The 23,757-nt window shown below is 73.6% G+C and carries 22 protein-coding genes; 15 read left to right on the top strand and 7 right to left on the bottom strand.

The features are described from left to right. Positions 1-1,262 precede the first annotated feature (1,262 nt). The gene (locus ACIQUR_RS03995) at positions 1,263-1,439 is read right to left on the bottom strand and encodes a hypothetical protein (protein WP_403657754.1); all 177 of its coding nucleotides are present in this window, start codon (positions 1,437-1,439) and stop codon (positions 1,263-1,265) included. Between the two features lie 87 nt (positions 1,440-1,526). On the opposite strand from ACIQUR_RS03995, the gene ACIQUR_RS03990 reads away from it, so the two are divergent. Further along, positions 1,527-3,002 carry a PLP-dependent aminotransferase family protein gene (locus ACIQUR_RS03990; protein ID WP_403657751.1) on the top strand — a complete coding sequence of 492 codons (1,476 nt, stop codon included), beginning with the start codon at positions 1,527-1,529 and terminating at the stop codon, positions 3,000-3,002. A gap of 5 nt (positions 3,003-3,007) precedes the next feature. Here the strand turns inward: ACIQUR_RS03990 and ACIQUR_RS03985 are convergent, their stop codons facing one another. Both ACIQUR_RS03985 and ACIQUR_RS03980 read right to left on the bottom strand, forming a co-directional pair. Then, the gene (locus ACIQUR_RS03985) at positions 3,008-3,646 is read right to left on the bottom strand and encodes a response regulator (protein ID WP_403657748.1); all 639 of its coding nucleotides are present in this window, start codon (positions 3,644-3,646) and stop codon (positions 3,008-3,010) included. After that, positions 3,643-4,794: a sensor histidine kinase gene (locus tag ACIQUR_RS03980; RefSeq protein ID WP_403657745.1), complete on the bottom strand. Its 1,152-nt coding sequence runs from the start codon at positions 4,792-4,794 to the stop codon at positions 3,643-3,645. The genes ACIQUR_RS03985 and ACIQUR_RS03980 overlap by 4 nt, the downstream gene beginning before the upstream one ends. Before the next feature lie 135 nt (positions 4,795-4,929). On the opposite strand from ACIQUR_RS03980, the gene ACIQUR_RS03975 reads away from it, so the two are divergent. Together ACIQUR_RS03975 and ACIQUR_RS03970 are read left to right on the top strand one after the other, a co-directional pair. Beyond that, positions 4,930-6,009 (top strand): ABC transporter permease, encoded by a 1,080-nt coding sequence (locus ACIQUR_RS03975; protein ID WP_403657742.1) that lies wholly within the window; start codon positions 4,930-4,932, stop codon positions 6,007-6,009. Next, a complete protein-coding gene (locus ACIQUR_RS03970; RefSeq protein WP_403657739.1) occupies positions 6,006-6,704 on the top strand; it encodes an ABC transporter ATP-binding protein in 699 nt (232 codons plus the stop codon). Before ACIQUR_RS03975 ends, ACIQUR_RS03970 begins: the two co-directional genes overlap by 4 nt. A 155-nt stretch (positions 6,705-6,859) precedes the next feature. On the opposite strand, the gene ACIQUR_RS03965 is transcribed toward ACIQUR_RS03970, so the two are convergent. Next, positions 6,860-7,663 carry an IclR family transcriptional regulator gene (locus ACIQUR_RS03965; RefSeq protein ID WP_399940884.1) on the bottom strand — a complete coding sequence of 268 codons (804 nt, stop codon included), beginning with the start codon at positions 7,661-7,663 and terminating at the stop codon, positions 6,860-6,862. Between the two features lie 314 nt (positions 7,664-7,977). Here ACIQUR_RS03965 and allB point away from each other — a divergent pair, with 314 nt between their 5' ends. Together allB and alc are read left to right on the top strand one after the other, a co-directional pair. Beyond that, positions 7,978-9,333, top strand: a complete 1,356-nt coding sequence (gene allB / locus ACIQUR_RS03960; RefSeq protein ID WP_403657735.1) for an allantoinase AllB — start codon at positions 7,978-7,980, stop codon at positions 9,331-9,333. Between the two features lie 2 nt (positions 9,334-9,335). Further along, positions 9,336-10,454, top strand: a complete 1,119-nt coding sequence (gene alc, locus ACIQUR_RS03955) for an allantoicase (RefSeq protein ID WP_403657731.1) — start codon at positions 9,336-9,338, stop codon at positions 10,452-10,454. 190 nt (positions 10,455-10,644) lie between these two features. Here the strand turns inward: alc and ACIQUR_RS03950 are convergent, their stop codons facing one another. After that, positions 10,645-11,364 carry an SDR family oxidoreductase gene (locus ACIQUR_RS03950; protein ID WP_403658037.1) on the bottom strand — a complete coding sequence of 240 codons (720 nt, stop codon included), beginning with the start codon at positions 11,362-11,364 and terminating at the stop codon, positions 10,645-10,647. Positions 11,365-11,890: 526 nt separating this feature from the next. Between ACIQUR_RS03950 and ACIQUR_RS03945 the strand changes: the two genes are divergently transcribed. After that, positions 11,891-12,820 (top strand): DMT family transporter, encoded by a 930-nt coding sequence (locus ACIQUR_RS03945; protein ID WP_403657728.1) that lies wholly within the window; start codon positions 11,891-11,893, stop codon positions 12,818-12,820. A 76-nt stretch (positions 12,821-12,896) separates the two neighbouring features. After that, a complete protein-coding gene (locus tag ACIQUR_RS03940; protein ID WP_403657725.1) occupies positions 12,897-14,081 on the top strand; it encodes a cytochrome P450 in 1,185 nt (394 codons plus the stop codon). A 122-nt stretch (positions 14,082-14,203) separates the two neighbouring features. Here the strand turns inward: ACIQUR_RS03940 and ACIQUR_RS03935 are convergent, their stop codons facing one another. Then, the gene (locus tag ACIQUR_RS03935; RefSeq protein WP_403657722.1) at positions 14,204-15,226 is read right to left on the bottom strand and encodes a Gfo/Idh/MocA family oxidoreductase; all 1,023 of its coding nucleotides are present in this window, start codon (positions 15,224-15,226) and stop codon (positions 14,204-14,206) included. Positions 15,227-15,449: 223 nt separating this feature from the next. Here ACIQUR_RS03935 and ACIQUR_RS03930 point away from each other — a divergent pair, with 223 nt between their 5' ends. From ACIQUR_RS03930 to ACIQUR_RS03895, 8 genes are all read left to right on the top strand, one after another. Further along, entirely contained in the window at positions 15,450-16,460 is a 1,011-nt protein-coding gene (locus tag ACIQUR_RS03930) for a sugar ABC transporter substrate-binding protein (RefSeq protein WP_403657719.1), read from the top strand. Then, a complete protein-coding gene (locus ACIQUR_RS03925) occupies positions 16,457-17,488 on the top strand; it encodes an ABC transporter permease (RefSeq protein WP_403657716.1) in 1,032 nt (343 codons plus the stop codon). Before ACIQUR_RS03930 ends, ACIQUR_RS03925 begins: the two co-directional genes overlap by 4 nt. Further along, complete coding sequence (locus ACIQUR_RS03920) at positions 17,485-18,345, top strand: ATP-binding cassette domain-containing protein (RefSeq protein WP_403657713.1); 861 nt, start codon at positions 17,485-17,487, stop codon at positions 18,343-18,345. Before ACIQUR_RS03925 ends, ACIQUR_RS03920 begins: the two co-directional genes overlap by 4 nt. Before the next feature lie 16 nt (positions 18,346-18,361). Then, a complete protein-coding gene (locus ACIQUR_RS03915; RefSeq protein ID WP_403657710.1) occupies positions 18,362-19,549 on the top strand; it encodes an ROK family glucokinase in 1,188 nt (395 codons plus the stop codon). Then, positions 19,546-20,124 carry a hypothetical protein gene (locus tag ACIQUR_RS03910; RefSeq protein WP_403657707.1) on the top strand — a complete coding sequence of 193 codons (579 nt, stop codon included), beginning with the start codon at positions 19,546-19,548 and terminating at the stop codon, positions 20,122-20,124. The genes ACIQUR_RS03915 and ACIQUR_RS03910 overlap by 4 nt, the downstream gene beginning before the upstream one ends. Before the next feature lie 19 nt (positions 20,125-20,143). Then, on the top strand, positions 20,144-20,776 hold the full coding sequence (locus ACIQUR_RS03905; protein WP_403657704.1) for an MBL fold metallo-hydrolase: 633 nt from the start codon (positions 20,144-20,146) through the stop codon (positions 20,774-20,776). A 71-nt stretch (positions 20,777-20,847) separates the two neighbouring features. Continuing rightward, entirely contained in the window at positions 20,848-21,627 is a 780-nt protein-coding gene (locus ACIQUR_RS03900) for an exodeoxyribonuclease III (protein WP_403657701.1), read from the top strand. Positions 21,628-21,690: 63 nt separating this feature from the next. Further along, positions 21,691-22,131, top strand: coding sequence for a DUF6278 family protein (locus tag ACIQUR_RS03895; protein ID WP_403657698.1), 441 nt, complete (start codon positions 21,691-21,693; stop codon positions 22,129-22,131). A 250-nt stretch (positions 22,132-22,381) separates the two neighbouring features. Here ACIQUR_RS03895 and ACIQUR_RS03890 read toward each other — a convergent pair whose 3' ends face one another. Beyond that, positions 22,382-23,605: an Ig-like domain-containing protein gene (locus ACIQUR_RS03890; protein ID WP_403657695.1), complete on the bottom strand. Its 1,224-nt coding sequence runs from the start codon at positions 23,603-23,605 to the stop codon at positions 22,382-22,384. Between the last annotated feature and the right edge of the window lie 152 nt (positions 23,606-23,757).

Raw genomic sequence — 23,757 nt, 5'->3', positions numbered from 1 at the left:
GGGAGGGCTCGGAAGCGGCGGCTTTGCCGTGCTGGCGGGGTGATCGGCCCCGGACGGCCTGGCGGCCGCTGGGACGGCCGAAGCGCGTAGCGATCTGTGGCGGCTTATGTCCGGCCACGGCTGGCCCGGAGGCCGCCGTGCCGTCTGGTGGGCCTACGGACGCTGTCGCGTCCGCCCCGTGGGGCGGGCCCGCACCTGGGTGCGGGGAATCGCACCCGGTACCGACAGGGGCATGGCTTCCCCCTGGGCGTCTTTTCTGGGGGTGTCCGCCGAGGGCTTTTGCCTCCGGGCCGGGGTGGTCTGTCAAGGGTGACCCGGAGGGTCATCGCGCAGCGACGCGACGAAGGAGCGCCCTTGACAGGGCGCCCCGGCCCGGAAACCCTCGGTCGGCGGACGCCCACAGACCGGGCCGGCACCCGAAGCCCCCGGACACGGGGGTACCGCTCCGAGACCCGAGCCGGAGCTTCGCCGGACCCCCTTCAACGCTGCCCTCCACCCCGGGCCCGTACCTAGATGCCGCCCGGTGTGGGGTTGTCCGCCGACCGAGGGTTTCCGGACCGGGGCGGGCCCTCAAGGGCGCTCCTTCGTCGCGTCGCTCCGCGATGACCCTTCGGGTCACCCTTGACCGCCCACCCCGGTCCGGAAGGCAAAACCCCTCGGCGGACAACCCCCGAAAAACGCCCCGGAGCAACACAAGCCACCACCCACCCCCACAGCCATCACCCAGCACCAAGAGGGAGGCATCCCCAGCGCCCCAGCACGCCTCCGGCCCCCAACGCTGCCGCCCAGCCCCGCCCATGCGGGCGCGCACCCCCGTCCGTAGGCCCACCGCCCGGCTCAGCGGCCTCCGGGCCGTCCGTGCCCCTTCATAAGCCGCCACAGATCGCTACGCGCTCCGGCCCCGCCACGCGACCCACGGTCCGTAGTGGCCGGACATAAGCCGCCCGCGATCGCTACGCGCTTCTCCGGTCTCGGCGGCCGCCGGGCCGTCCGGGGCGAACCGTGCCGCCGGCACTCCCGCGGCCGCCGGTCCGAGCCCTCCCGGCGTCTGGGCCCGCGGATGACCGGTCGACAGTTCCGCTCAGCGGACCTCAGGGCCCATCTGGTGCCGGAGGCCCCCGGGCGGGAGGGTGTGGCGCCGTTCCGTCCGTGCCGGCTCCCGGTTTGTACCGGTTCGGGCCCTTCCCCGGTGCCGGGGGGGCTCGATGTCCGGCTCTCCGGTCCGTTGGGCGGAGTTCCGGCGGGCAGTCGGGGGGGCGGGGTCAGCCCGTGGCCGTCCTGCCTCCGGTCCGGACCGAGAGGTGCAGCCGGGGGAGGCGCAGGGCGCGGGGGAGGCGGATGCGGAGAGGAGTCGAGATGCGGGCTTCGTGGGAGGCGAGGAGGGCGCGCTCGGTGCGGTCCGTGAGGGGGGTGCTGGGCGTGTTCGAGTCCTTACGCATGGTGGTCTCCTTGCCAATCTCGGGCCAATAACGGGAGTCTGGACCCCGGATTGGCCTGGCAGGCAGAGCCAATCAGGGGAGGTTGGCATGGCAAGTGGGCGAGTGGTCCAGACGGCGGACAGGTTCATCGGGAGCCGGCAGCTGACCGGTCTGCTGCCTCCCGACGTCGCCGCGCGCCCCGGGTACCGGGCGCTGGCCGGGGCCGTGCGCGAGCTGATCCTCGACGGGCGGATCCCCCTGCACGTGCGGTTGCCCGCCGAGCGCGACCTCGCCGAGACGGTCGGGGCGAGCCGGGCCACCGTCACCGCGGCGTACGACCTGCTGCGCGAGAGCGGGTACGTACGGTCGCGCCGCGGGTCCGGTACGTGGACGGAACTTCCGGCGGGCCACGGCATGGTCGGGGTACACGGTGTCACCGGAGTCGAGGCACCGGGCGGGGCCGTCGACCTGGCCATCGCCGCGATGGGGGCTCCGGAGGGGGCCCTGGAGTCGGCGCTGGCCTGGGCCGCGCCCAGGATGGCGCGGCTGGCCCGGCACCACGGGTACCACCCGTACGGGCTGCCGGAGCTGCGGGAGGAGGTGGCCGCGCGGTTCACCCGGCGGGGGCTGCCCACCCGGCCCGAGCAGATCCTGATCACGGCGGGGGCGCAGCAGGCCCTGGTGCTGGTGCTCCAGCTGCTGTGCGGGGCGGGCGACCGGGTGATGACGGAGAACCCGACGTACGCCAACGCGCTCGACGCACTGCGTCACGCGCGGCTGCGCACGGCCTCCGTGGCGGTGTCGGACGACGGGTGGGACATGGAGATCGCGGAGTCGGCGCTGCGCCAGACCGTGCCCCGGATCGCGTACGTCATCCCCGACTTCCACAATCCCACCGGCGCGTTGATGCCGGAGGAGGACCGGCTGCGGCTGCTGGCGGCCACCCGGCGGACGGGGACCTGGCTGGTGGTCGACGAGACCATCGCCGACATCGCGCTGGACGTGCCCGCGCCCGCGCCGCTCGCCTCGCTGGCGCCGCGCGGCGGCGCCGACCACGTGCTGACCATCGGCTCGCTGAGCAAGACCCACTGGGGCGGTCTGCGCGTCGGGTGGGTGCGGGCGGCCGGCAATCTGGTCACCGAGCTGACCGCCTCCCGGGTCGCCTCCGACATGACCGGTTCGGTGCTGGACCAGCTGATGGCCGTGCCGCTGGTCCGGGGCCTGGACCAGGCCCTGCCGGAGCGGCTGGACCGGCTGCGCGAGCGGCGGGCGGCGCTGGTCGGGGCGCTGGAGCGGCACGCGCCCGAGTGGTCCTGGCGGGTGCCGCCCGGTGGGCTCTCGCTGTGGGTGGACCTGGGCGAGCCGGTCAGCTCCGCGCTGTCCGAGCGCGCCGAGGCGGCCGGGGTGCACATCGGGCGCGGCGCCCGCTTCGGGGTCGACCCGGGCACCTTCGAGCACCGGCTGAGGATCCCGTACACGCTGGGGGAGGAGGAGCTGGAGCGGGGTGTGCGGCTGCTCGCGGACGCCTTCCACGGTGGGGCGCCGCTCGCCCGGGGCGTCGACCGGCCGCACTGGGTGGCCTGAGCGGATCAGGGGGTGCCCGGCGTGCGGATCAGTTTGCGGGTGGCCGCCAGGGCCACGGCGGCGGTGCGCGAGTCCACGCCGAGCTTGGCGTAGATGTGCACGAGGTGGGACTTGACGGTGGCCTGGCTGAGGAAGAGCTGTTTGCTGATCTGCTGGTTGGACAGGCCGTCCGCCACGAGCTGGAGGACCTCGAGCTCGCGCTTGGTGAGGGACTCGGCCGGGGTGCGCATGCGGTCCATCAGGCGGTGCGCCACGGCCGGCGCGAGGGCCGACTGGCCCGCCGCGGCCGTGCGGACCGCCGCCGCGAGTTCCTCCGGCGGCGCGTCCTTGAGCAGGTAGCCGGAGGCGCCCGCCTCCACCGCGGCCAGGATGTCGGCGTCGGTGTCGTAGGTGGTGAGCACCAGGACCCGCGGGGCCCCCGGCCGGCCGGTGATCGCGCGGGTGGCCTCCGAGCCGTGCATGCCGGGACCGAACTGGAGGTCCATCAGGACCACGTCCGGGTCGAGGCCGGCGGCCAGTTCGACCGCCCGTTCCGCGGTGGCGGCCTCCCCGACCACGGTGAAGTCCGGTTCGGTGTCGAGCACGGCCCGCAGGCCCGCCCGTACGACGGGGTGGTCGTCGGCCAGCAGCAGTCTGATGGTCACCGCACCTCCAGCGGCAGGGTCACGGCCACGGCGGTGCCCTGGCCTGGGGCGGACTCCACGGTGAAGGTGCCGCCCAGGGACTCGGCGCGGGAGCGCATGGCGGGCAGTCCGAAGCCGCCGTCCCCGGAGGGCGCCGACGCGGGGCTGAAGCCCTTGCCGTCGTCCACCACGTCCAGGGTCACGGAGGCGTCCATGAAGGTCAGGGTGATCTCCGCGCGCCCGGCGTCCGCGTGCCGGACCACGTTGGCCAGCGCCGACTGCGCGATGCGGAGCAGCGCCACCTCGTACGGGGTGGGCAGCGCGACGGGCGTGCCGCTGAGCGAGAAGCGCACCCGGGGTCCGGGGGAGGCGGCGGACAGCCGCTCCAGGGCGCCGGCCAGCGAGCCGTGCTCCAGGTCGGGCGGGGTGAGCGCCCGGACGAAGCGGCGCGCCTCGGCGAGGTTGGCCTGGGCCTCCTCGCGGGCCCGGGCGATGTGTTCCGCGGCCGGCGCGCCCTCGGGCAGGGACCGCTCGGCGGCCCGCAGCAGCAGCTGGATCGAGGACAGGCCCTGCGCGAGGGTGTCGTGGATCTCCCGGGCCAGCCGTTCGCGCTCGGCCATGATGCCCGCGCTCCGCTCGGCGGCGGCGAGCTCGGCCCGCGTGGTGATCAGCTCCTCGATCAGCTCCCGGCGGCGCTCGCTCTCCCGGTACAGGGCCTGGTAGCCGAGGACCGTCGCCACGGCCACGGCCGCGCCCAGCAGCGGTCCGATGAAGGCCCCCGGGTTGAGTGCCGCGCCGTGCCACACGAAGCTCCCGATGGCCGCGCCGGCCGTCAGCGCGACCGCGGGCAGCGCCCAGCGGACGGGCAGCAGGTGCAGTTCGAGGAAGTACAGGGGGAACGCCAGCCAGAGCCCTTCGGGGGACGCGGCCAGCAGCCCGAGCCAGGCCGCGCCCAGGGCGCAGAGCCAGAGGGCCCCGGCGCGCGGTGAGCGGTGCACGGCCGGCGTGAACACGCCCGCGGCGTAGACGGCGCCCAGCACGAGGGCGGCGGCCGACGCGTCGCCCGCGCCGGAGGACCGTACGACGGCGAGCGCCAGCAGCCCGGCGAACAGGGCGTGCAGGCAGCACCGGAGCACGAGTGCGACGGGCGTCAGGGGGCGGGAGTCCATGGTGGAACCAGCCTAAGCCGGGCATGCGCGGCCCCCGGTCAACCGAAAGTTCGATGTCCGGGTGCCACCTTCGATACGAGGATCGCTCCCACGGCGCGATGTCCCGGGGGCCGGGCCGGGACGAGGGTGGGGGTCATGTTCGTCGCATGGAGAGATCTGAGGTTCGCCAAGGGGCGGTTCGCCCTCATGGGCGCCGTCGTCGTGCTCATCACCCTGCTCGTGGGGCTGCTGTCGGGTCTGACCTCGGGCCTGGCCCGGGAGAACACCTCGGCCGTCACGGGCCTGCCCGCCACCCACCTCGCGTTCGCCGCCCCCGCGGGCGGCCGGCAGGTGTCCTTCACCAATTCCTCGGTGCCCGAGAGCGCCTGGCGGAGCTGGGCCGGCCGGCCCGGCACCACCTCCGCCCAGCCGGTCGGCATCCGCACCCTGAACGCCGCCGCAGGTGAGCTGACCGCCGCCGTCTCCGTCTTCGGGGTCGAGCCGGACGGCGGGCTCGCCCCGGCCGCGCCGGGCCCGGGCCGCGCGGTCCTGTCCGAGAAGGCCGCGAAGGAGCTGGGGGTACGCGCCGGGGACCGGATCCGCGTCGGTTCCGCGGAGGCCACCGTCGGCACGGTGCGCGGTGACGCCGCCTACAGCCACACCCCCGTCGTCTGGGTGACCCTCGACGACTGGCAGCAGCTGGCCGGGGGCCCGTCCGGGGACGGCCGGCGGGCCACCGTGATCGCGCTGGACCTCACCGGCTCGGCGGACGTCGCGGCCGGCGACGCGGCGGCCGGCACGAAGACCGAGGCGAAGGACCGGGCGCTGACCGCCATCGGCTCGTACTCCGCGGAGAACGGCTCGCTCCAGCTGATGCGCGGCTTCCTGTTCGCCATCTCCGCCCTGGTCATCGGCGCGTTCTTCACCGTCTGGACCATCCAGCGCAGCGGGGACGTCGCGGTGCTGAAGGCGCTGGGAGCCTCCACCCCGTACCTGCTGAAGGACGCCCTGGGCCAGGCCGTGGTGATGCTCGCCGCCGGCACCGGCCTGGGCACCGCGCTCGCGGCCGGTCTGGGCGCGCTGATCGGCGGCGGGGACGTGCCCTTCGTGCTCGACGCGCCCACCGTGCTCGTCCCGGCCGCCGTGATGATCGTCCTCGGTGTGCTCGGCGCCGCCCTGTCCATCCGGCGCATCACCGCCGTCGACCCGCTCACCGCCCTCGGGAGTGCCCGATGACCTCCACCGCCGCCCTCCAGCTCGACAGCGTCACGCTCACCTACCCCGACGGCGACGGCCGGCTGACCGCCCTCGACGCCGTGGACCTGGCCGTGCCCGCGGGCACGCTGACGGCCGTGGTCGGCCCTTCGGGGTCGGGCAAGTCCAGCCTCCTCGCGGTCGCCGCCACCCTGGTCACGCCGGACGGCGGCCGGGTGGTCGTCGACGGTACCGAGACCGGCGCGCTCAGCGCGGCGGAGAAGGCCGCCCTGCGCCGCGAGCGGATCGGCATCGTCTTCCAGCAGCCGAACCTCCTGGCATCCCTGAGCTGCGCCGAGCAGCTCCAGGTGATGGCGCACCTGTCGGGCCGGGGGGACCGGCAGGTGCGTGCCCGCGCGCTGGAACTGCTGGACGCGGTGGGGCTGGCGGGCCAGGCGGGCCGCCGGCCGCACCAGCTGTCGGGCGGCCAGCGGCAGCGGGTGAACATCGCGCGGGCCCTGATGAACGACCCGGCCGTGCTGCTGGTGGACGAGCCGACCAGCGCCCTGGACCACGAGCGGGGCGCGGCGGTCCTTGACCTGCTGGTCACGCTCACGCGGGAGCGCGGCACGGCCACGGTGCTGGTCACGCACGACCGCACCCATCTGGACCGGATGGACCGGACCGTGGTGATGACCGACGGCCGGCTGACGGAGGCGGGCCTCCGGGCCGCGTGAGGGGCCTCCCCCCTCCCCCCGAACGGACGCGCCTCGGCGGCGGCGCGTACCGGCCCGGCCCCGGCGGGGTCCGGGCACCCGGATACCCGGTCCGGGAAAACGCAGGGCCCCCGGCCTCCTCGTGGAGGCGGGGGCCCTGGCGCGTTCCGCGCGGGTCAGGCGGGGTTCTGGTTGGCGAGCGCCACCGACAGCTCCGCCGCCACGCCCTGGAGGATCGGTACGAAGCGCTCGGTGACGGCCTCGGTGACCCGGCCGGCCGGGCCCGAGATGGAGATCGCGGCGGCGGTCGGGGAGTCGGGGACGGAGACCGCGAGGCAGCGGACTCCTATCTCCTGCTCGTTGTCGTCGACCGCGTAGCCGACCTTGCGGACCTGCTCCAGCGCCTCCAGGAAGCCCTCGGGCGTGGTGATGGTCTTCTCGGTGGCGGCGGGCATGCCGGTACGGGCGAGCAGGGCGCGCACCTCGTCGGCCGGGGTGTACGCGAGCAGGGCCTTGCCCACGCCGGTGGAGTGCGGCAGCACGCGGCGGCCCACCTCGGTGAACATGCGCATGGAGTGCTTGGACGGCACCTGGGCGACGTAGACGATCTCGTCCCCGTCGAGCAGGGCCATGTTCGCGGTCTCGCCGGTCTCCTCGACGAGCCGGGTCAGGTACGGCCGGGCCCAGGTGCCGAGGAGGCGGGACGCGGACTCGCCGAGCCGGATCAGGCGGGGGCCGAGGGAGTACCGTCGGTTGGGCTGCTGCCGCACGTACCCGCAGGCGACCAGGGTGCGCATGAGGCGGTGGATGGTGGGCAGGGGCAGTCCGCTCGCGGCGGAGAGCTCGCTCAGGCCGACTTCGCCCCCGGCGTCGGCCATCCGCTCGAGGAGGTCGAAGGCGCGCTCGAGGGACTGGACGCCACCGCTGGCGGCGGGGGATTTGGCGGAAGCGTCGGTGGTGCTGGCGCTGGACGTCGGCACGGCGCGGTCCTTTCGGTGCTGGCAGGCAAGGAAGCAGCCTACCCGGCGGCCGCCCGGCGCCCTAGTGCCAGGGTCACGGCCGTACCCGCCGGTCAGAGGGGGTTTGTCCGGGTGGCTCACGCCCTCGGGGAGTTGGCCTTCCCGCTCACCGTGGCGGTAGCTACGTTCTGTAGAGTGAAATCTTAATTCCATTCTGTGGAAACATCCAATTGCGGCTCGCGTGGATCGGGCGTCCCTCCGGGCGCTCTTGACGGGTCCAGGATCGGCGTGAAGACTCCGTCAACAGAACGTTGAATTTCGCTCTGTGGAAGTAGATGGGGAGGTTCCGGGTGTCGGCTGACGTGGAACTGGTACTGCGCTCGACTCGGGTCATCACCCCCGAGGGGACCCGCGCCGCTTCGGTCGCGGTCGCCGCCGGGAAGATCGCCGCCGTGCTGCCGTACGAGGCCGAGGTGCCCGAGGGCGCCCGCCTGGAGGACTTCGGGGACGACGTGCTGCTCCCCGGCCTGGTCGACACCCACGTCCACGTGAACGACCCGGGCCGCACCGAGTGGGAAGGCTTCTGGACCGCCACCCGCGCCGCCGCGGCCGGCGGCATCACCACGATCCTCGACATGCCCCTCAACTCCCTGCCGCCCACCACCACCGTGGACCACCTGCGCGTCAAGCAGGACGTGGCCCGCGAGAAGGCCCACGTGGACGTCGGCTTCTGGGGCGGCGCCCTGCCGGACAACGTCAAGGACCTCGCCCCGCTGCACGATGCCGGCGTCTTCGGCTTCAAGTGCTTCCTGTCGCCCTCCGGCGTCGACGAGTTCCCGCACCTGGACCAGGACCAGCTGGCCGCCTCCCTCGCGGAGATCACCGGCTTCGGCGGCCTGATGATCGTCCACGCCGAGGACCCGCACCACCTGGACGCCGCGCCCGTCGTGCCGGGCCCCAAGTACACCGACTTCCTCGCCTCCCGGCCGCGCGACGCCGAGAACACCGCGATCGGCAACCTGATCGCCCAGGCCAAGCGCCTCGGCGCCCGCGTCCACGTGCTGCACCTCTCCTCCAGCGACGCGCTGCCGCTGATCGCCGCCGCCAAGGCCGAGGGCGTACGGATCACCGTCGAGTCCTGCCCGCACTACCTCACCCTCACGGCCGAGGAAGTGCCGGACGGCGCCAGCGAGTTCAAGTGCTGCCCGCCCATCCGCGAGGCCTCCAACCAGGACCTCCTGTGGGACGCGCTGGCCGACGGCACGATCGACTGCATCGTCTCCGACCACTCGCCGTCCACCGCGGACCTGAAGACGGACGACTTCTCCACCGCCTGGGGCGGCATCTCCTCCCTCCAGCTGGGCCTGCCCGCCATCTGGACCGAGGCGCGCAAGCGCGGCCGCAGCCTGGAGGACGTCGTCCGCTGGATGTCCGAGGCCCCCGCCCGCCTCGCGGGCCTCACCCAGAAGGGCGGCATCGAGGCCGGCCGCGACGCCGACTTCGCCGTGCTGGCCCCCGAAGAGACCTTCACCGTGGACCCGGGCGAGCTGCACCACCGCAACCAGGTCACGGCGTACGCGGGCAAGACCCTGCACGGCGTCGTGAAGTCCACCTGGCTGCGCGGGGTCCGGATCGCCGCCCACGGCACCCCGACCGAGCCCACCGGCCTCCTCCTCGAAAGGCAGAACTGACAGTGGCGATCCCTTCTTTCACCGGTAACGCGAACCCGTACGGGGGCGGCGACCCGTACGCCGACTACCGCACGGCCGAGTTCCCGTTCACCCAGTACGCGAACCTCGCCGCCCGCGAGCTCGGCGCCGGTGTCATCGCCGCCAACGACGAGTTCTTCGCCCAGCGCGAGAACCTCCTGATCTCCGAGGCCGCCCACTTCGACCCCGAGGACTTCGGCCACAAGGGCAAGGTCATGGACGGCTGGGAGACCCGCCGCCGCCGCGGCGTCTCCGCCACCCAGCCCTGGCCCACCCCCGAGGACCACGACTGGGCCCTCGTGCGCCTGGGCGCCCCCGGCGTGATCCGCGGCATCGTGGTCGACACCGCCCACTTCCGCGGCAACATGCCGCAGGCCGTGTCCATCGAGGGCACCAACTGGGAGGGCGCCCTCGCGCCCACCCCCGAGGAGCTCCTCGGCGACGACGTGAAGTGGACGACCCTCGTCCCGCGCACCCCCGTCGGCGGCCACGCGGCCAACGGCTTCGAGGTGACCCTCGAGCAGCGCTTCACCCACCTGCGCGTCAACCAGCACCCCGACGGCGGCATCGCCCGCCTGCGCGTGCACGGCGAGGTCCTCCCGGACCCGAAGTGGCTCGCCACCCTGGGCTCCTTCGACGTGGTCGCGCTGGAGAACGGCGGCTCCGTACAGGACGCCTCCAACCGCTTCTACTCGCCGCCGACCAACACCATCAACCCGGGCCGCTCCCGCAAGATGGACGACGGCTGGGAGACCGCCCGCCGCCGCGACAACGGCAACGACTGGATCCGCTACCAGCTCGTCGCCGAGTCCGAGATCCGCGCGATCGAGATCGACACCGCCTACCTCAAGGGCAACTCGGCCGGCTGGGCCTCGCTGTCCGTCAAGACCGGCGAGGAGGGCGAGTGGCAGGAGTTCCTCCCGCGCACCCGCCTGCAGCCCGACACCAACCACCGCTTCGTGCTGGACACCCCGGCGGTCGGCACCCACGTCCGGATCGACATCTTCCCGGACGGCGGCTTCTCCCGCCTGCGCCTGTACGGCTCGCTGACGGAGGCCGGCACGGCCGCCCTGACGGCCCGCCACCAGGAGCTGGGCGGCTGACACCGCGGCACATGAGACCCGGGCGGAGCGACACCCGCCCGTGACCCGGGGCGTGACCGGACCGACATCCGGCCACGGCCCAGGGACAGCCCTCGGGGCGCACCGGCACGACAGCACCGGTGCGCCCCTTGGCGCACCCGGGGGAGAGCCGGGTGGGCAGCGTACGGGCGGTGTGAGGCGGCCCGTACGGTCAGGCCGCGTGGCCGCCGTCCACCGCGAACTCCGCGCCCGTGACGTACGCGGCCCCGTCGCCGGCCAGGAAGGCGACCACGGCCGCCACCTCGTCCGGCGCGCCGAACCGGCCGAGCGCGGTCATCGCCGCCTGACCCGCGGCGTACGGGCCGGCGGCCGGGTTCATGTCGGTGTCGACCGGACCCGGGTGGACCACGTTGGCGGTGACGCCCCGCTCGCCCATCTCCCGGGCGAGGGCCTTGGTCAGCCCGGTCAGCGCCGCCTTGCTCATCGCGTACAGCGTGCCGCCGGGGCCGGGCACCCGCTGGGTGATGCAGCTGCCGATGTTGATCACCCGGCCGCCCGGGCCCAGGTGCGCGGCGGCGGCCTGCGCCGCGAGGAAGGCGCCCCGCACGTTGACCGCGAGCACCCGGTCCACGTCGGCGAGCCCGAGGTCCTCCAGTGGGCCGAGCACCCCGATACCGGCGTTGTTGACCAGCACGTCGAGGCGTCCCAGCGTTCCGGCCGCCCGGTCCACCGCGCCGGCGACGGCCGCCGGGTCGGCGGCGTCCGCGCGGATCGCGAGGCCCCGGCGCCCGGTGGCCCGGACCTTCCGCAGCACCGTGCGGGCGGCGTCCTCGTCGTGCACGTAGGTGAAGGCCACGTCCGCACCCTCGGCCGCCAGCCGCAGGACGGCCGCCGCCCCCAGCCCCCGGCTTCCCCCGGTCACCAGCGCCACCTTCCCCCGGAGCGCCCCACCTCCACGGCCCCCGGCCCGCGGGGTGTCCCCGGGGCGCACCGCCTCCGCCGCTCCCATCGCGTCCTCACCCATCACCGCGCTCCTTCCGTTCGCCGGCTCCGTGCCGACAACTGGTTGCGCGTTCAATGAAATCGTCGGCGCCGCGCGACCGCTGGCAGGAATCCGACCTCGCGTACGGAGCCGCGGAGTCGGCCGGGGGCGCGGCGGTTCGCCCGTGCGGTCTCCCCGCGCCGCGGCGCGGGGCCGGTCGTGGGCGGCCCCGGAGCGGCACGGGCCCCACCTCCTCGCCCAGGAAGCCGGGCCCGGCCGACGGCCGCGGGGAGCAGGGGCGCTCGGCCCGGCCTCCGACCCCCGGGCGGGGCCGGCGGCCCGGGCGGAAATCCCGGTGCCCCCGGGCCCCGCCCCCGTATAGCGTGATCACGTTTCCGTGTGAGCCGCCGTCGTCTCCACCCGTCCGTGCGCCCCCGCATCCCGCAGCGCAGCGACACCCCTGGAGACCCGGCCCGTGACGACCGCTCCCGCCCTCGCCGCCCCCCGCCTCGCGCCCCGCCGTGCCTGGCTGACCGACCTGCCCGTCCTGCTGGCCGCCGTCGTCTGGGGCGGCAGCTACCTCGCCGCCAAGGGCATCTCCACCCCCGCCACGGTGACCGCCGTGCTCATCCTCCGGTTCGCCGTCGCCCTTCCCGTGCTCGCCGTCGCCGGATGGCGCGGGCTGCGGGCACTGAGTGCCGCGCAGTGGCGGGGCGCGGGGCTGCTCGGACTGGTCCTCGGCGTCATCCTCCTGCTGGAGACCTACGGCGTCGTCCACACCAGCGCCACCAACGCCGGCCTGATCATCAGCCTCACCATGGTCCTCACGCCCCTCGCCGAGGCGGCCCTGACCCGGACCCGCCCCTCCGGCGGGTTCCTCGCGGCCGCCGCCCTCTCCCTCGCCGGGGTCGTGCTGCTCACCCAGGGCAGCGGCTTCACCGCCCCCTCCACCGGCGACCTGCTCGTCCTGCTGGCGGCGTGCGCCCGTACCGTGCACGTGCTGCTGATGGCCCGGATGGCCGCCGTCCGCGGTGCCGACGCGCTGCCCCTGACGGCCGCGCAGTTCGGCGGTGCCCTCGCCCTGTTCGTCCTGCTGGCCGCCCTGCCCGGCTCCGGCGCCTCGCCCTGGAGCGCCGCCGCGGCCTTCGGCGCCCGGGAGTGGGCCGGACTGCTGTTCCTCGCCCTCCTCTGCACCCTCTTCGCGTTCTTCGTGCAGATGTGGGCCGTACGCCGCACCTCGCCCTCCCGCGTGAGCCTGCTGCTCGGCACCGAACCCCTGTGGGCCGCCCTCGCCGGCATCCTCGTCGGCGGGGAACACCTCGGCGCCCGGGGCCTGCTGGGCGCCGTCCTGGTGCTCGCCGGCACCACCTGGGGCCGCCGCGCCGCCAGCGCTCCGGGGCACTGAACGCGTGTCCGGATCCCGACCCCGCCCGCGCGGCCGGGCCGTACCCTGACGCAAACGGAGGCAGGGGAGGGCGCGCATGCCGGTCATGGACATCAGCTCGTACGCCGAGGACTTCAACGCGAACCCGTACCCCTACTACGCGAAGCTCCGCGCGTCCGGCCCCGTCCACCGCATCCGGGACGCGGGGACCGAGAGCGTCTGGCTGGTCGTCGGCCACCAGGAGGCCCGGCAGGCCCTCGCCCACCCCGCCCTGTCGAAGAACTGGCAGGTCTCCGGACTGTTCGACCGCACCGAGGCCGCGAGCGTCAACTCCAACATGCTGGAGTCCGACCCGCCCCGCCACACCCGCCTGCGCGGGCTGGTGGCCCGCGAGTTCACCGCCCGCCGCGTCGCGGCCCTGCGCCCGCGGGTGCACGAGATCACCGAGGGGCTGCTGGACGCCATGGCGGCGGACGGGGCCCGCCGGGCCGACCTCGTCGGGGCCCTCGCGTTCCCGCTGCCCATGACCGTCATCTGCGAGCTGCTGGGCGTCCCCGACCTGGACCGCGCGAGCTTCCGGGCCTGGTCCAACGAGGTGGTGGCCCCCACCGGGGCCGAGTCCGAGGCCCAGGCCCTCACCGCCATGGACGGCTACCTCGCCGAGCTGATCGCCGACAAGCGCCGGGCCCCCGGCGAGGACCTGCTCAGCGCCCTGATCAGGACCCAGGACGAGGACGGCGACCGGCTCACCCCGGACGAGCTGGTCGGCATGGCCTTCCTGCTGCTGGTCGCCGGCCACGAGACCACCGTCAACCTGATTGCCAACGGGGTACGGGCCCTCCTCGCCCACCCCGGCCAGCTCGCGGCGCTCCGTGCCGACCCGGGCCTGCTGGACGGCGCCGTGGAGGAGATGCTCCGCTACGACGGACCGGTCGAATCGGCCACCTTCCGCTTCGCCCGCGAGGACGTGGAGATCGGCGGCACCGTGATCCCCGCCGGGCAGCCCGTGATGATCTCGCTGGCCGCCGCCGACCGGGACCCGGCCCGCTTCGCCGCGCCCGACACCTTCGACATCCGCCGCGCCCCGCAGGGGCACCTGGCCTTCGGGCACGGCATCCACTTCTGCATCGGCGCCCCGCTGGCCCGCATGGAGGGCCGCATCGCGGTCGGGGCCCTGCTGGCGCGCTTCCCGGACCTGGCCGCGGACCCCGACGCGGGCCCGCCCGAGTGGATCCCCGGCACCCTGATCCGGGGCGTGAAGCGGCTCCCGGTGACCTGGTAGCCCCGCCCGTGCCCCCCACGGCAGCCCCCGAAGGCCCGCCCGCCCCCACGAGCGAGCCCACCCGCACCGGCACACCGTCCGCCGAAGGCCCGCCGGCCCCCGAAGGCCCGCCGGCGCCCGCCTCAGGCAGCGGCCGACGGACGCACCGAGGCGATCTCCGGCAGCGCCACCGGCCGCCGCTCGCGCCGCGACAGCTCACAGGCCTCCGCGATCCGCAGCGCCGCCAGCCCCTCGCCGCCCGGGCAGTGGTTCGGCCCCTCGCCGCGCACCAGCCGGACGAACGCGTCCAGCTCCGCCTCGTACGCCGGCGCGAACCGCTCCAGGAAGCCGGTCCAGGGCTTGCGCGCCGGCGGAGGGCCCAGCGGCTCCGTCGAGGCGATCGGCGTCCGGTCGTCCAGCCCGGCCGACACCTGGTCCAGCTCGCCGGCCAGCTCCATCCGGACGTCGTACCCGGCGCCGTTGCAGCGGGTGCCCGTGGCGGTCACCAGCGTCCCGTCGTCGAGCGTGAGCAGGGCCGCCGCCGTGTCGACGTCGCCCGCCTCCCGGAAGGCCGGCGGCCCGGCGTCCGAACCGGTCGCGTACACCTCGACGACCTCCCGCCCGGTCACCCAGCGCACCATGTCGAAGTCGTGCACCAGGCAGTCGCGGTACAGACCTCCGGAGGTCGGCAGGTACCCGGGCGGCGGGGGAGCGGGGTCCGCGGTCATCGTCCGCACGGTGTGCAGCCGGCCCAGCGCCCCGGAGCGCACCAGCTCCCGGGCGGTCCGGTAGCCCGCGTCGAAGCGCCGCATGAAGCCCAGCTGGAGCACCCCGCCCGCGGCCGACACCTCGTACAGCGCCTCCAGCGTCCCGGCCAGGTCGGCCGCCACCGGCTTCTCGCAGAACACCGGCAGCCCGGCCCGGGTGGCCCGCACGATCAGCCCGGCGTGCGCGGCGGTGGAGCAGGCGATCACCACGGCGTCCACGCCCCAGGTGAACACGGCGTCCACGGTGGGCGCGGCGGTGGCGCCCAGCCGGTCGGCGAGGGCCGCGGCCCGCGCCGGTTCGGCGTCGGCCAGCAGCAGCGACCCCGCCTGGGGGTGCCTGCTGAGCGCCGCCGCGTGGAAGGTACCGATCCGGCCGGTTCCGATCAGCCCGATACGCATGGATTCAACGTGGCCCCGGCCGGTCCGCCTGTCAATGTCTCGTCCGTTCCCACCGCGCCCTTCGCCCCGCCCCGACCCGATGACGGCCGCGGGCCACCCGGTGGCGGATACTTGGGCGGCTGGCACCGGTTTGACCGGATTGCAGCGGTGTACGGGAAGGCGCCGCGCCGTACCCACGGCGCGGCGGAACACCAGGAACCAGGGAAGGGAAGGGCGCGGCGACGTGGCCAGGATCGGTACAGGGGCGCGGATCGCGGGCGTGCTGCTCGCGACGGTGCTGGGGGCCTCCCTCGCGGGGTGCAGCAGTACGGGCGGGAAGCGCGCCGAGGAGGCCCGTAAGGCGGCTGCGGCCGGGCGGCCGGCCGTGTCCACCCCGCGCTGGACCTTCGCGATGGTCACGCACGCGGGGGACGGCGACACCTTCTGGGACATCGTGCAGAAGGGCGCCAAGGAGGCGGCCGCCAAGGACAACATCAACTTCGTCTACTCCCACGACGACCAGGCGCAGCAGCAGGCCCAGTTCGTCCAGAACGCGATCGACCAGAAGGTCGACGGCCTGATCGTCTCCCTGGCCAAGCCCGAGGCCCTCAAGGACGTCGTCGGCAAGGCGGTCCGGGCCGGCATCCCCGTGATCACGGTGAACTCGGGCTCCGCCCAGTCCCAGGAGTACGGCGCCCTCACCCACATCGGCCAGGACGAGACCATCGCCGGCGAGGCCGTGGGCACCGAGCTGACGAAGCGGGGCCGCAAGAAGGCCGTCTGCGTGCTGCACGAACAGGGCAACGTCGGCCACGAGCAGCGCTGCGCCGGGGCCGAGAAGACCTTCGGCGGCACCCTGGAGAACCTGTACGTCGAGGGCACCAACATGCCCTCCGTCCAGGCGGCGGTCCAGGCCAAGCTCCAGGCCGACCCGTCCGTCGACGCCGTCGTCACCCTCGGCGCGCCCTTCGCGGCCACCGCGGTCAAGGCGCGGCAGGCGGCCGGCAGCAAGGCGGAGGTCGACACCTTCGACCTGAACCCGCAGGTCGCGGCCGGCCTCAAGGACGGCAGCCTCGGCTTCGCCGTCGACCAGCAGCCGTACCTCCAGGGGTACGAGGCCGTGGACCTGCTCTGGCTCTACCGCTACAACGCGGACGTGCTCGGCGGCGGCCGGCCGGTGCTGACCGGCCCGCAGATCGTGGACGCCACCGACGCCGCGAAGCTCACCGAGTACATCCAGCGGGGCACCCGATGAGCAGTGCCGCCGCGGACGAGCGCCTGGCGCACGTCTCCCTCGTACGCAGGCTCCTCACCCGGCCCGAGCTGGGCGCGGTGGTCGGCGCCGCCGCGGTCTTCGTCTTCTTCTCCTTCGCCGCGGACACCTTCCTGCAGGCCAGCAGCCTGAGCACGATCCTGTACTCGGCCTCCACGATCGGGATCATGGCCGTGCCGGTGGCGCTGCTGATGATCGGCGGCGAGTTCGACCTCTCGGCCGGCGTGATGGTCACCACCGCGGCGCTGGTGTCCTCGATGTTCAGCTACCAGATGACCGCGAACGTCTGGGTGGGCGTCGGGGTCTCGCTGCTGGTCACCCTGGCCATCGGCTTCTTCAACGGGTTCATGCTGACCCGCACCGGACTGCCGAGCTTCATCATCACCCTCGGCACCTTCCTGATGCTGACCGGTCTGAACCTCGGCTTCACCAAGCTGATCAGCGGTGCCGTCTCCACGAAGTCCATCGCCGACATGGAGGGCTTCCCCTCCGCCCGCGCCGTCTTCGCCTCCCAGTGGGACGTGGGCGGCGTCACCCTCAAGATCACCATCCTGTGGTGGCTGGGCCTGGTGGCCCTCGCCACCTGGATCCTGCTGCGCACCAGGGCCGGGAACTGGATCTTCGCGGTGGGCGGCGGCGCGCCGGCCGCCCGCGCCGTGGGCGTCCCCGTGGTCAAGACCCGGATCGGCCTCTACATGGGCGTCGCGCTCTGCGCCTGGATCTCCGGCCAGCACATCCTCTTCTCGTTCGACGTCGTCCAGTCGGGCGAGGGGGTCGGCAACGAGTTCCTCTACATCATCGCGGCCGTGATCGGCGGCTGCCTGATGACCGGCGGCTACGGCTCGGCCATCGGCTCCGCCGTGGGAGCCTTCATCTTCGGCATGACCAGCAACGGCATCGTGTACGCCCAGTGGAACCCCGACTGGTTCAAGTTCTTCCTGGGTGCCATGCTGCTCCTCGCCACCCTGCTCAACGCCTGGGTGCGCACGCGGGCGGAGGCGAGCAAGTGACCGCGCTCATCGAACTGGACCGGGTCGGCAAGCACTACGGCAACATCCGCGCCCTCGACGACGTCTCCCTGGAGGTCTCGGCGGGCGAGATCACCTGTGTGCTCGGCGACAACGGGGCCGGCAAGTCCACCCTCATCAAGATCATCGCGGGTCTGCACCAGCACGACGCCGGCTCCTTCAGGATCGAGGGCGAGGAGACCCGCCTGGCCAACCCCCGCGCCGCGCTCGACCGGGGCATCGCCACCGTCTACCAGGACCTGGCCGTGGTCCCCCTCATGCCCGTATGGCGCAACTTCTTCCTCGGATCCGAGCCCACGAAGGGCCGGGGCCCCTTCCGCCGCCTCGACACCGCCCTGATGCGGGAGACCACCCGGTCCGAGCTGCTGCGCATGGGCATCGACCTGCGTGACGTCGACCAGCCCATCGGCACCCTCTCGGGCGGCGAGCGGCAGTGCGTGGCCATCGCCCGCGCGGTCCACTTCGGGGCGAAGGTGCTGGTCCTGGACGAGCCCACGGCGGCCCTCGGCGTCAAGCAGTCCGGGGTCGTGCTGAAGTACGTCGCCGCCGCCCGTGACGCGGGTCTCGGCGTGGTCCTCATCACCCACAACCCGCACCACGCCCACCTCGTCGGGGACCGCTTCGTGCTGCTGAAACGCGGCACCATGGCCGGCAGCCACACCCGCGACTCCATCACCCTGGACGAGCTGACCCGCCAGATGGCGGGCGGATCGGAGCTCGAGGAACTGAGCCACGAACTGGAGCGGGTGGCAGAATCGGCAGACAGGGGACCGGCGCCCCACGGGGCACGGCAGCCCCCCGAGGACACCGCCACCACACCCGCCACCCCCGACCACTGAGGGACACCAGCACGCGATGAGCACGTACCGGGACTTCACGCTCGCCCACCGCGGCGCGGCGCGGGGCACCGTCCTGCGGACCGTCGGGTCCCGGGAGCGCAGGTCCCACCTGACCGCCCCGCGCGTCCCCACGGTCGGCATCGACATCGGCGGCACCAAGGTCATGGCCGGGGTCGTCGACGCCGACGGCGTGATCCTGGAGAAGCTGCGCACCGAGACCCCCGACAAGTCCAAGAGCCCCAAGGTCGTCGAGGACACCATCGTCGAGCTGGTCCTGGACCTCTCCGACCGGCACGACGTGCACGCCGTCGGCATCGGCGCGGCCGGCTGGGTCGACGCCAACCGCTCCCGCGTCCTGTTCGCCCCCCACCTGGCCTGGCGCGACGAGCCGCTGCGCGACGCCCTCCAGTCCCGGCTGGCCGTACCCGTCATGGTCGACAACGACGCCAACACGGCGGCCTGGGCCGAGTGGCGGTTCGGCGCCGGCCGGGGCGAGGACCACCTGGTGATGATCACCCTGGGCACCGGCATCGGCGGCGCCATCCTGGAGGACGGCCAGGTCAAGCGGGGCAAGTTCGGCGTCGCGGGCGAGTTCGGCCACATGCAGGTCGTGCCCGGCGGCCACCGGTGCCCCTGCGGCAACCGCGGCTGCTGGGAGCAGTACAGCTCCGGCAACGCCCTGGTCCGCGAGGCCCGCGAGCTGGCGGCCGCCGACTCCCCGGTCGCGTACAACATCATCGACCGCGTCCAGGGCAACGTCCCGGAGATCACCGGGCCGCTCATCACCGAGCTGGCCCGCGAGGGCGACGCCATGTGCGTCGAGCTGCTCCAGGACATCGGCCAGTGGCTCGGCGTCGGCATCGCCAACCTCGCCGCCGCCCTCGACCCCTCCTGCTTCGTCATCGGCGGCGGCGTCAGCGCGGCCGACGACCTGCTCATCGGCCCGGCCCGGGACGCGTTCCGGCGCCACCTGACCGGCCGCGGCTACCGGCCCGAGGCCCGGATCGCCAAGGCCCAGCTGGGACCCGAGGCCGGCATGGTCGGCGCCGCCGACCTGGCCCGGCTGGTGGCCCGCCGGTTCCGCCGGGCCAACCGCCGCCGCGTCGAGCGGTACGAGCGCTACGCGCAGACCGGCCGCCTCTTCAGCCCCGGCGGTGCGTTCGGCACCCGCCCCACCGGCAAGACCCCCGAGGACCAGCAGTGACGCCCACCCTGCCCCGCCAGGCCCCGGCCCCCGAGAGCGCCGCCAAGCCCGTCGAGGACCGCCGCCACGTGATCAGGCGCCGCTGGCTGACCGCGATCATCATCGTGCTGCTCATCGGCGTCCCGGCCGGCTACCTGGCGATCTCCGCCGAGCAGAGCCGCAGCAGCGGCCGCGACAAGGCCGCCAAGGCCGCCGCGACCCAGGTCAGGGCCGGCTGGCCGTCCCGCGTGCAGCGCAGCATCTACGAGGTGCCGGTGCCGGACCGGGCGTGGAGCGTCCGCTTCTACGAGACGAACAACTGGCGCACCAGCCGCCTGTACGTCGCCTTCACCGTCACCCACGCCGACCTGGACACCTTCCTGGCGGAGACCGGCACCAGCCGCGCCGCCCTGAAGCCCGGCGTGACCGTCGGCGGCAAGGACGCCACGGTGGCCGGCTGGAAGTTCCCCGCGGACCGCACCTGGCAGGGCACCACCCACGAGCAGCCCGACCCGCGCCCCACCCAGGACATCACGGTCGACTTCACCGACCCGAACTCGGCCCGGGTGTACGTGGTCTCCACCGCGACGCCCTGACCCGGGCCAAGATGTCCCCATGAAGCTCACCAAACTGCGGCACTCCTGCGTCACGGTGGAGAAGGACGGGCGGACGCTCGTCATCGACCCGGGCGCCTTCAGCGAGCCCGACGCGGGCCTGGGCGCCGACGCCCTGCTGGTCACGCACGAGCACCCGGACCACTTCGAGGAGGGCCGGCTGCGGGCCGCCCTGGAGGCGAACCCGGAGGCGGAGATCTGGACCCTGCGGTCCGTCGCCGAGCGGCTGTCGCCCGCCTACCCGGGCCGGGTGCACACGGTCGGGCACGGCGACGCCTTCACCGCCGCCGGGTTCGACGTACAGGTCCACGGCGAGCTGCACGCCGTGATCCACCCGGACATCCCGCGGATCACGAACGTCGGCTTCCTGGTGGACGGCTCGCTCTTCCACCCCGGTGACGCCCTCACCGTGCCGGACCGGCCCGTCGACACGCTGATGCTCCCCGTCCACGCCCCCTGGAACAAGATCGCCGAAGTGATCGACTACGTGCGGGAGGTGAAGCCGCGCCGGGCCATCGACATCCACGACGCCTACCTCGCGGACCTCGCCCGCCCGATCTACGACGGCCAGATCGGCGCCCTCGGCGGCGCGGACCACACACGGCTCGGCCCGGGCGGCACCACCGAGCTGTGACCGGCCCGCGCGGGCCGTGACCGGACCGCGCCGGAAGGTGACTGTCCGAGCCGGGCGGTAGGTTGGGGTACATGCGCATCGCCACCTGGAACGTGAACTCGATCACCGCTCGGCTGCCCCGGCTGCTGGCCTGGCTGGAGAGCAGCGGCACCGACGTGCTCTGCATCCAGGAGACCAAGTGCTCCGCCGACCAGTTCCCGCACGCCGAGCTGCGGGAACTGGGGTACGACTCCGCGGTGAACGCCACCGGCCGGTGGAACGGCGTGGCCCTGCTCTCGAAGGTCGGCATGGAGGACGTGGTGGCCGGGCTGGCCGACGGCCCCGACTACGAGGGCGTCCAGGAGCCCCGCGCCATCTCCGCCACCTGCGGCGGGGTCCGCGTCTGGTCGGTGTACGTGCCCAACGGCCGGGAGCCCGAGCACGACCACTACGGCTACAAGCTCGACTGGTTCCGCGCGCTGACCAAGGCCGTGGGCCAAGACGCGGCGGGGGAGCGGCCGTTCGCGGTGATGGGCGACTTCAACGTCGCGCCGACCGACGAGGACGTGTTCGACCCGGCGGCCTTCGTCGGCCTCACCCACGTCACCCCGCCGGAGCGCGCCGCGCTGGAGGCACTGCGTGCCGCCGGCCTCTCGGACGTCGTGCCGCGCCCGCTCAAGTACGACCGCCCGTACACCTACTGGGACTACCGCCAGCTGGCGTTCCCCAAGAACCGCGGCATGCGCATCGACCTGGTGTACGGCAACGCGGCCTTCGCCGGGGCCGTCAAGGACGCGTACGTGGACCGCGAGGAGCGCAAGGGCAAGGGCGCGTCCGACCACGCTCCGGTGGTGGTCGACCTCGACGTCTAGCGGGTGCGGCGGCTCAGGCGCGCCTATGGCCCAAGGGCGGACACGGGTGCGACGCTGGGTGGTATGAACATCCCCTTCCTGGACAACTGGCGAAAGCGACACGAAACCGGACAGGGTTCGGGCCTGGCGACCGCCCTCGCGGACGACCCGGAGGGGGTGGTCGAGCTGCTCTCGGAGTGTGAACTGCTGCGCGCGCAGGCGGCCTCCGCGGGCCTCGAACTGGACGAGACCCCTGCCTCCCTGGAAGCGCTGGACCAGCTGCTGCCCCGCTGGCGCCGGGACCCGGAGGCGGCGCCCTGGCTCGGCAACGACGCGGGGCTCTACCTCGGCACGGTGATCATCCGTACCGTGCCGGGTGCGGGCTGGCGCATCTGGCCCAGCGGTCAGCCGGTGATCCGGCTGGCCTCGGGGCGCGAGCTGAACGTGGTCGAGTCGGGGATCGCCTGGGCCATGACGGGGTCCCCCGAGCTGTCCCAGGCGTACGCGGAGGCCTCCGAGGGCTGACCCGAGGCACCCCCGCAGGGGCAATGTCTCCTTTATGCGTGTCTGAGTCGAAGTCCCGTGCCGGGCTGGATAGTTTGCGCTGGGCCCTGATGCGCCACAGGTCAGGAGGAGATGGGCAGACGGCCTCGCCGCACCGGCGCCAGCCGCGATCACTGCTCGCGCACCGGGACCGAGACGTACGAGGGATCGGCCCCGGCTGAGGAGAAGGTCAGCTGCGCGCCCGTGGGGCTGAAGACGCAGGTCGGTGGCGTCAGGAGCCGTGCAGGGCGCTCCGGGCGGTCCACTCGGCCCAGGACTCGTTCCACTCGCCGTACCCGTTGCCGATCTCCGGCTTGCCCTTGGAACCGCTGCCCACCACCTCGAACGGGTCGCCGGGCTGCACGGCCGCGTAGAAGTCGGCGGCGTTGGCGTTGCTCATGCCCACGCAGCCCGAGCTGGTGTTGGCGCGGCCGAAGTTGGCGGAGTTCCAGGGCGCGGCGTGCGCGTACATGCCCGACCAGGTCAGCCGCATCGAGTAGTCGACCATCTTGTCGTACGCGTCGCCCAGGCCCACCGTCTGGGAGTCCATCCGGATGGTGCCCTCCTTCGCCATCACGACCAGCTTGCCCTCCCAGGAGGCCTTCTTGCCGCCCGGGGTGCCGGCCGAGATCGGGATCTGCTTGATCTCGCTGCCGTCGCGGGTCATCGTCAGCCGGTGGTCGTCCAGGGACACCTTGATCCGCTGGTCCTTGCCGATCGAGAAGTGCGTGTTGTAGTCGCGGACGAAGTACCCGCCGCCCTGGCCGGAGTCCACGCCGTTCAGGTTCATCTGGAGCTTCACCTCGGTGCCCGGCTTCCAGTACTCCTTGGGCCGCCAGTCCACCCGGTCCTGCCCCGAGTAGTCCTTCATCCAGCCCCAGGACCCCTCGGTGCTGTTCGAGGTGGTGACCTTCAGCTGCTTCTCCACCTCGGCCTTGTTCTTCACCGGGTTGTCGAAGACCAGCGAGATCGGCTGCGCGATCCCGTACGTGCCGCCCTTCTGGGGCGAGATGGTGATCTTGTTGACCTTGTCCGCGGCCGCGGTGGTGAACTGCGCGCCCGCCGTGCCGTTCGAGTCGTTCTTCGCCTCGACCTTGTACGAGGTGCCCGGCGACGCGTTCCGCTGCGAGGTCCAGCTCCGGCCGTCCGCGGCTATCTGCCCCGTCAGCTCCCCGCCCTTGGCGTCGGTCACCTTCACGGAGGTCAGCCGGCCCTCCGCCACCTTCACGGTGACCGGCTCGCCCGCCTTGGCCTTGTCCCCGGTCAGGTTGACCGTGATGGCCATCGGGGCCTTGTCCTTCATCGCGGCCTTGCCCGAGCCGCCGGCGTCCGCGCCGCCCGAACAGGCGGTCAGCGCGGCGGCGAGGACGGCGGTCCCCGCGATCGCGGCCCGGCGGCCGCGCGCGAACGGGACGTGGCGGCGCGTCAGGGATGCGGTACGGCGTGTGCGGCTCAAGGTGGAAACCCCTCCCAGGTGTGTATGTCCGCAAACGAAGAGCGGACTCCAGGCACTTTAGGTTGCCGATTCCGCCGAAAAAATCGGTCTTTCGGTTGTGACGTCGACCGCAGCAGAACGGTCATCGTCCGGTCACATTCGCCGCGCGGTCC

Origin of the sequence: Streptomyces sp. NPDC101132 (assembly GCF_044759225.1) — a bacterium.
GTDB lineage: Bacteria > Actinomycetota > Actinomycetes > Streptomycetales > Streptomycetaceae > Streptomyces.
This window is presented reverse-complemented; position numbering and strand designations above follow the sequence as displayed.

Bases quoted from the DNA above. Each gene is read 5' to 3' on its own strand.
- ACIQUR_RS03925 (WP_403657716.1), top strand. From the start codon at position 16,457: ATGAGCAGTGCCGCCGCGGACGAGCGCCTGGCGCACGTCTCCCTCGTA.
- allB (WP_403657735.1), top strand. From the start codon at position 7,978: ATGGGGAGGTTCCGGGTGTCGGCTGACGTGGAACTGGTACTGCGCTCG.
- ACIQUR_RS03990 (WP_403657751.1), top strand. From the start codon at position 1,527: ATGGCAAGTGGGCGAGTGGTCCAGACGGCGGACAGGTTCATCGGGAGC.
- ACIQUR_RS03980 (WP_403657745.1), bottom strand. From the start codon at position 4,794: ATGGACTCCCGCCCCCTGACGCCCGTCGCACTCGTGCTCCGGTGCTGC.
- ACIQUR_RS03975 (WP_403657742.1), top strand. From the start codon at position 4,930: ATGTTCGTCGCATGGAGAGATCTGAGGTTCGCCAAGGGGCGGTTCGCC.
- ACIQUR_RS03900 (WP_403657701.1), top strand. From the start codon at position 20,848: ATGCGCATCGCCACCTGGAACGTGAACTCGATCACCGCTCGGCTGCCC.
- ACIQUR_RS03995 (WP_403657754.1), bottom strand. From the start codon at position 1,439: ATGCGTAAGGACTCGAACACGCCCAGCACCCCCCTCACGGACCGCACC.
- ACIQUR_RS03940 (WP_403657725.1), top strand. From the start codon at position 12,897: ATGCCGGTCATGGACATCAGCTCGTACGCCGAGGACTTCAACGCGAAC.
- ACIQUR_RS03970 (WP_403657739.1), top strand. From the start codon at position 6,006: ATGACCTCCACCGCCGCCCTCCAGCTCGACAGCGTCACGCTCACCTAC.
- ACIQUR_RS03895 (WP_403657698.1), top strand. From the start codon at position 21,691: ATGAACATCCCCTTCCTGGACAACTGGCGAAAGCGACACGAAACCGGA.
- ACIQUR_RS03905 (WP_403657704.1), top strand. From the start codon at position 20,144: ATGAAGCTCACCAAACTGCGGCACTCCTGCGTCACGGTGGAGAAGGAC.
- ACIQUR_RS03915 (WP_403657710.1), top strand. From the start codon at position 18,362: ATGAGCACGTACCGGGACTTCACGCTCGCCCACCGCGGCGCGGCGCGG.
- ACIQUR_RS03935 (WP_403657722.1), bottom strand. From the start codon at position 15,226: ATGCGTATCGGGCTGATCGGAACCGGCCGGATCGGTACCTTCCACGCG.